This window comes from Bacillus cereus group sp. TH152-1LC (assembly GCF_027710505.1).
Classification (GTDB): Bacteria; Bacillota; Bacilli; order Bacillales; family Bacillaceae_G; genus Bacillus_A; species Bacillus_A mobilis.
Genome location: NZ_JAQFNK010000020.1, coordinates 90,597 through 96,782, shown reverse-complemented (window position 1 = coordinate 96,782; position 6,186 = coordinate 90,597). Strand labels below are relative to the sequence as shown.

Here is a 6,186-nt window from a genome sequence, read left to right as displayed (position 1 = left end):
TTCCTGGGCGTGTACCAAACTTATTGTCGTAGTCTTCCCATACTTTCTTACCATTTACTTCTGTTGTTTCTGTATTTTTGTACGTGTTCGTGATTGTTGTTCCTTCTACTTTTGTCTCATAGCCGTCAACTTTTACTTCACTTACTGTGTACTCGTACTCTTTTCCTTGGCCATCATACTTCGGTAGATCTTTGAAGCTGAAGTTCCAATTACCTTCTTTATCTGCTTTTACTTCTTCTGTTTTAAATTCCGTTCCATTTTGAAGCAATTGTACCTTGATGCTTTCTGGGCGTTTGCCAAACTTGTTATTGTTGTCATTCCAAATCTTCGTTCCTGAAACAAATGTGGTTTTCACGTTGTTGGAAATCGGCAACTCAATCCCATTTTCAGCATCTGATTTTATTTCAAACTCTACTTTTTTCTTAGGGTCGAAATCAATATAATCTGGGGCTGAAACTTCTTGAACATAATATTTACCTGGTGGTAATTGCTCAGTTTGAACTAACCCTTTTTCATTTGTTTTATATTCGCCACCAACTTGTTCCCCCGATTCTTTATACAACTTAAACGAAACATTTGGAATTGCCTTTTCTTTATTTCCTTCGATATGTTTAAAAATCCTTAGCTTTCCTTTTGGAACTTGAACGCCGTTAATACCACCACTAGCTGACATATTTTGAGTTTTGGCAGTGCCCGATTCAAACACTGGGTCTTTGTGTAAAATTTGATAATCGATCGTATAATCATTCTTAAAGTCCTCTTGAGACATTCCTGCTTCCGTTATAGTAGATGTATATTCAACTACAAAAGCGGCAAGACGTGCTCGACTCTGATTAAGCACAATTTTAAATGGGTTATCGTCATTAAAGGTAACCTTTCCATAACCTTTACTTTCCAATTGTTGCGGCGTTAATCTTTGCTTACCTAGATAATCATCAACCGTTATATAGAAACTATTTTCATTAAAAATTTGACCTTCTTGTAATTTATCAGTCACGACAATATCACGACTTAACTCTTTTTTATCGTTATTTATATTCAAGAACCAGCGTACTTCGCCCTCATTACCGCGCATGTCACCAGCTTTATAAAAAAATGGTTTCTCCCCTGTACTACCGCCACCTTTTGGGCCTGTAATTGTTACATGTTGCTTCTCTACATTTGTACCAAGATTTGTATCAATTTCTTTCTTTTGATCAGTTCCTACACCAGTAGCTGTCACGTTAAAGTTTAAATAACCTTGAATATCTTTATATCCAGTGACCTTATCATTAAATGTGTATACTACAGTACCTTGATTTACTTTACAAATACCGTAATCCTTTAACTGAATCGTTCCCTTAAATCCTTCTAATTCTGGAGGCAGTGTTAATGTAAGTGTGTCTCCTGGCTTCAACCTAACTCCATTTTTTTCACTGAAGTTTACAGATACATTTGTTGATTCTCCGGTCTGTAAATTTGTTTTACCTATCGTAAAATTATCCACAAGTCCCGCTGTATTTAACTCTTGTGCATTTGCTACTATAGGCAGTAAGCTCTGACCTATAGTAAACATAAAAATCATTATAATCGAAAAAATTGAAATTATTCTTTTTGAATTCATACGTTCACTCCTGTGAATTTTTAATATAGGTACATCCTGTACCGGTATAACAATTATTCTATGTTATTAAGATGCATTGCCTAATTCACAATAAATACTACCTTCTCTTTTTGAATCGTTCTATTGCTTAGATAGAGCAACACTTTCAACTATGGAAGTCTTCTTTACCTCTCCCATAGTTCTCAATGTCTTTGCATCTTAAAAGGGTTCTGGTGTAAAAAAATGATAAACCAAGAGGAATCACCTGTTAAGCAGTTAATCCAAACAGTTAGTTGATACAAATACCCTGATTTTGGACAGACTAGTCCTGCAAATCAACTTCTTCTCTCTTTAACTGTTTGATCGCAATTGGATAAACGGGGTTCTTATCAACCATGATGATACGAGGTTTTGAGACATGAAAAGACCGCAAGGATTTCTTGAAGAATCGCTTTGCAACCTTATGATTTCTAGATTTATTCAAATAAAAACCAATCGTGTTTCCTTCAGAATCAATGGTACGATCATCCATTGTCCTTTTACTTTATATATGGTTTCGTTCACTCTCCATGAGCTATTTGTTTAAGATGACGTCGAACTTTGTTTATCAAACTCCAGCCATATTGATGTATCTATTTATGAGCCAGGAATAATCCTCGTTCCTCCATCAGTTTCATATACTTCAAAGTTTTGCAACAGAACCCAATATACCGCTAAAAACTAATATGAAGTTTAGAAATAATCCTAAGATTTTTTTTCAAATCCATACCGTTTTATGGGTAATTAAATTACTATGTAACATCTCTCCCCTCTTCACTTCAGAAATATAATACAAATTAATTTTCCTTGGTTACTAAAACTAAAGTATTTTTTTATTTCTAGACAAGAAAAATTTAATAATTAGTATCTTTAATCTGCCTCCTCTCTCAATATCTAAATACTAATTCTTAAATAAACAATATATGATTTCCATAAAAAAATATGGTAAAATTTTGTCGCGAATTGTAATATTTAGTTCTTTTATGATATTATTTTGTCTTGAATTGTACCTTACCAAAATTAACTTATGAATCTATACAGTAACTATATGAAAGTTCATCATTTAATCTAATTAAAAGGAGAAAACAATGAATAATTCCATCGACATACAATACTTGTGTGATCTCGTACATAACACTTTTAATGTACCTGTTCACATTTTATGTACAGACAAAAAAATTTTATATCATTCTATTCATAATGATGTTTGTAGTCCTTTTTATTCTTCTAAAGAAGAACATCTTAGTGAGATCTATCAAGAAAATGATCCCTACAACTTACCACTTTTCAGGAGTAACAGTTACCTTGAAAACTTCGTCCTAATTCATATAGAAAATCATGATTATATAAAAGGAACTATTATAATCGGTCCCACTAAATATCCACAGACATCGAGTGATATAGCCATTAAACTTCAAAATGAGTTTAACTCAAATGATAAGATTCAAGAAGGAATAGCCTATTTTCAGCACCTACCTAAGATTACAAAAACTACTTTAATTGATATGGGAATGTTATTACATTACATGATTTTCAATGAAAAGTTAGATAGGGGTATTGTTTTAGAAAAAAATAAATTACTAGAGGAAGTTCCATATAAAATTGTAAAACCTGATTTATATATTTTAAAACGCAAACAAAGTAATCCTGAAAATCATGTCACGGAATTTGTACATAAATATTTTTCAACAATTAAACAAGGAAATAAAAAAGAATTATTACAATATATGTATGCATTTCCACAAGAAGATAGTGGATTTGTTTTAACAGAGGATTCACTCAGAAACCAAAAAATTCTTGGAATTATTGCGATTACTCTAGCTACTCAATATGCAATAGCTGGTAACCTTCCATCAGATATTGCTTTTTCTCTTAACCTTTTGTATATACAAACCATGGAACAACTAGATAACGTGGACTCTGTAAAGCGATTGTCTGGAGATGCTTTACGTACTTTTGCAGATCGTGTGAAAGAATACAATGCCCAAAAGTATTCAAATACAATTATTAAATGTTTAAATCATATTAGTAAAAATGCTTACGATGAGTTATCTCTCAATGAACTCGCTAATCATTTGGATATTACTCCTACTTATTTATCTAAATTATTTAAAAAAGAAATGGGGATTCCTTTAAGTGAATATATTCAAAAGGAACGAATAGAGGAAGCCAAAAAATTATTAACACTCACTACATCTCCATTATCAGATGTTTGTGCTTGGCTTAACTTTAATGACCAAAGTTATTTTACAAAGGTTTTCAAAAAATATACTAACATGACCCCTAAACAGTATCGTGAACAATATACCGTAATATAAGCTTGATATCTGGTTCTGGTGCAAAAATTATAAATTTCTTAACAGCTAGTTTTATTGTAACGGAATAACACAAGTAGAAAATAACCGAACTACTTTCAAAAATACATCTTATGGAATAATCTTTTCATCCCTTTCAAAGCACTTTATAAAGCTCTATCCATAATTTTGAAACGATTTCTGTCGATTAGGTAGTTTTTTAAAAGCGTAATTAACCAACCCGAATTTCATGTCTATATGAACTCACGTTACCTCTGTAAAAATCTATATTTTTACAGAAAAGACAACTAGAGAAATTATATATGCTTCACCTATAAAAAAGTCCCCTCCACCACAAGGCAGAGGGGATCTTCTCATTCCTATTTCAAACTACCCGCAATCTCCGTAAAGATAACTCCAAGTGCATGTGCACCTGCATCTGGATAGCCTAAGCTTCTTTCACCAACTGTACCGGCGCGGCCCATGCGAGCTACGATTTCTTTCGTATACTCTGCTCCTTTAACCGCTGCTTCTGCTCCTTTTTCGAAGGCAGTTTTCATGTCTTCTTCGTTTGAAGCGCTAGCTAACCAAGAGTCTACACATGGAGCAAGTGCGTCAACAAGTGTTTTGTCACCAACTACTGCTCCTCTACCGAACGATCTTTCACCGATAGATTGTATGCCTTGCAGTGCTGCTTGCAACATTTCAGCGAACTCTTTCACTGTTAGTTCACGCTTCTCGCCTGCTGCTTTACTAGCTGCGCGGAATGCGCCGCCCCAAATTGGACCAGATGCGCCTCCGCAATGTTCCATAATAATCATCGAGCAACCGTCAAGGAATGATCCGATCGTTACGTTCTCTTGATCTACAATAGAATGCCACTCACGTTTTAATTGCTTAAATCCTTTTGCGACACTCATTCCGAAATCGCCGTCACCAGCATGCGTATCTAACTCACAGAACGGTACTTCATTTTTAATAATAATATCACTCATTTTATCAACGAGATAAATCATGTTGTTTAATGTAATAACATTATCTTTTATAACAGCGTGCTCTTCCGCTGTTTCTAGTTCAAATGAAACTTCCTTCTCTTCTACATCTTCAAGCACATTTACGTACTCAACACTTTCAACTGGTCCATCTACTTTAAACGCTGGTGTATTACATTCTTTTGATAGTAATGTTTTTAGCTCATCATCTAATTTCATTACTGTTAAAGACATACCAGCCATATCGATACTCGTCATATAGTTGCCAACAAACACTCTATTAATTGTAATGTTTCTTGCAGCTAGTTCTCGCGTCACTGCGTTGTTAAATAAGTAAAGTTCTTGCAGTGGTGTTCCACCAAAACCATTTACTAGAAGCGCAATTTCTTCGCCATCTTTTACTCCTAAATCTTTCATTAGATCATTTGTCATACGGTTCGCTAGTTCATCTGCTGACAACATTTTTTCACGCTTAATTCCTGGCTCGCCGTGAATACCTACGCCGTATTCCATTTCATCTTCCGCAAGTGTGAAAGTAGGTGATCCGCTCGCTGGAACTGTACAAGACGTTAACGCTAAACCGATTGTGCGCACGTTAGCCGCTGCTTTTTCCGCTACAGCTTTTACCGCTCCTAAATCCATACCTGCTTCCGCTGCTGCGCCGGCAATTTTATGAACGAGAATAACGCCCGCAACGCCGCGGCGTCCTACTGTATACAAACTATCTTCTACCGCAATATCATCGTCCACTTTTACGTAGTCAACTTCAATTCCATCTTCTGTCGCTAAATGCGCACCGTTTTTGAAATTCATAATATCGCCGCTGTAATTTTTAATAATTAATAACGTACCTTTTTTACTAGCTGTCTCTTTAATTGCTTGATACACCTGAATTTGTGAAGGCGAAGCAAACACATCTCCACACACCGCCGCATCTAACATTCCTTTTCCGACTAGTCCTGCATGCGCTGGCTCATGACCACTACCGCCGCCACTTATTAACGTTACTTTATTTTCGTTCATTTCTTTCTTCTTAATGACTTTATATTTTTTCAAAAGCTCAAGCTCTGGGTGAGCCATAACCATTCCGTTGCACATTTCCATTACTAATGTTTCTGGTTTGTTTATAATCTTTTTCATTGTGCTTCTCCCTCAATTCCTTTAATATATTGTGATATATTTGAAATCTTCTTCTTACTACTCATGTTAAAATGAAAGCGTTTTATAGTAAACGGACAAAATGGACAATCTGTCTAAAGACACCGCTCTCATTTGTAGG

At 34.9% G+C, this 6,186-nt stretch carries 3 protein-coding genes and 1 pseudogene; 1 reads left to right on the top strand and 3 read right to left on the bottom strand.

The genetic code is table 11. The features are described 5' to 3' along the window. Together PDL00_RS28165 and PDL00_RS28160 are read right to left on the bottom strand one after the other, a co-directional pair. A partial coding sequence (locus PDL00_RS28165) for a Cna B-type domain-containing protein (RefSeq protein ID WP_270732746.1) occupies window positions 1–1,603 on the bottom strand: 1,603 nt, incomplete at its 3' end. A gap of 319 nt (window positions 1,604–1,922) precedes the next feature. Beyond that, a pseudogene (locus PDL00_RS28160) lies at window positions 1,923–2,259 on the bottom strand (DDE-type integrase/transposase/recombinase); the annotation flags it as partial. Window positions 2,260–2,709: 450 nt separating this feature from the next. Here PDL00_RS28160 and PDL00_RS28155 point away from each other — a divergent pair. Continuing rightward, window positions 2,710–3,939 carry a helix-turn-helix domain-containing protein gene (locus PDL00_RS28155; protein ID WP_098884239.1) on the top strand — a complete coding sequence of 410 codons (1,230 nt, stop codon included), beginning with the start codon at window positions 2,710–2,712 and terminating at the stop codon, window positions 3,937–3,939. A gap of 356 nt (window positions 3,940–4,295) precedes the next feature. Here PDL00_RS28155 and dhaK read toward each other — a convergent pair whose 3' ends face one another. Beyond that, complete coding sequence (gene dhaK / locus PDL00_RS28150) at window positions 4,296–6,047, bottom strand: dihydroxyacetone kinase subunit DhaK (protein ID WP_270732741.1); 1,752 nt, start codon at window positions 6,045–6,047, stop codon at window positions 4,296–4,298. Between the last annotated feature and the right edge of the window lie 139 nt (window positions 6,048–6,186).